General features: G+C 64.6%; 2 protein-coding genes. Both read right to left on the reverse strand.

What is annotated here, in order from left to right:
* Positions 1-413: MFS transporter (locus EOA27_RS37270; RefSeq protein ID WP_127258808.1), on the reverse strand; the 413-nt coding region annotated here is incomplete at its 3' end.
* Positions 414-566: 153 nt separating this feature from the next.
* Entirely contained in the window at positions 567-1,049 is a 483-nt protein-coding gene (locus EOA27_RS37275; protein ID WP_126081408.1) for a DUF992 domain-containing protein, read from the reverse strand.
* Positions 1,050-1,184 lie beyond the last annotated feature (135 nt).

The raw sequence follows: 1,184 nt of genomic DNA on the forward strand, positions 1-1,184 counted from the left end.
ACCGAGACGAAGGCGAGCGAGACGAGCGCACCACCGCCCAGGCCCTCGACCAGCCGCCCGGCCAGGAAGACCGGCATCGATGGCGCGGTGGCGCAGACCAGCGCGCCAGCGGCATAAAGAAGGGCTGCGGCTATCATGTTGGTGCGCAGGGCGACGAAGCTGACCAGCCGGCCGGCGGCGGCACCCGCGACGATGGCGCCGAGTTCGTATACGGCCAGCGACCAGCCGACGAACTGCACGCCGGCAATATCGCCGACCATCGCCGGCATGACCGTCGCGATCATCGTCTCATTGGTGGCATGGAGCAGGATGCCGAGGCTGATGAAGCAGAAGCGTGCCAAGTCGCCATTTGCCCACAGCGCGGGCCAATCTATCTTGTCGCCACCTGCCTTGTTGCCGCTTGCTGCCGTCACGTCGATCTCCTGCTTGCGATCCGCAGCCTCATCCGCATTGCGAATGGGCGCCAGGTCCAGTTCGGCAGGGCTTGTAGAACCTCAAGCGCGGTTGAGCTCAAGAGGCTTTTTCGCTTGTCGTGGAAGGAAGGCTCCACCGGCCCTGGTGGTCAGTCAGTTCGCTGTGCTGCGCAGCTGGAACTGGCTGACGCCGATGGCGATGTTGAGACCGGTCTGGGTCTGGACGCTGAGCGGCTGCAGAGTGAAGGCGTTGCCGGTGCCGCCGACCAGGAGATTGGCGCCGGCGCCGACCGCGGCGGTCACTTCGGCGCTGGCGCCGACATAGTCGCCGGCAAGCGCACCCGGGGCGTAGATGTTGTTCATCGGCGTCAGCACCAGCCAGCGCATCACGCTCTGGCTGGTCGTGCCGATGTCGAGACCATACTTGTTGACGGCGCCGAAATAGGCTTCCGGCGCGAAGGTCTTGTCGGCCGGCATGAAGGTGCAGCTCAGATCCTTGCTTGAGCCGAAGACGAAGCCGCTGCCGCCGCCGATGGCGCAATCCAAGACGCCGAGCTCAACGCCGCCGGTCTCCGCTCGGGCCTGCCCGGCCAGTGCAACGATCGCCATCGCGGCTGCGGCGATGATCCTCGACATATGTCCCCCCTCTTCTTTTTGACGCAATTCCGGACGGAAAACCGTGTCTCACTTTTCCTGGAATTGCTCAAAAGCATGCGGCCCGGAACGGCTACAATGTCCTGTTCCGGGCCGCGCGTATAGGCGGATGTCGTT

This window comes from Mesorhizobium sp. M2A.F.Ca.ET.037.01.1.1 (assembly GCF_003998075.1).
GTDB lineage: Bacteria > Pseudomonadota > Alphaproteobacteria > Rhizobiales > Rhizobiaceae > Mesorhizobium.

Coding starts and splice junctions, on each gene's coding strand:
- EOA27_RS37275 (WP_126081408.1), bottom strand. CDS start 1,049: ATGTCGAGGATCATCGCCGCAGCCGCGATGGCGATCGTTGCACTGGCC.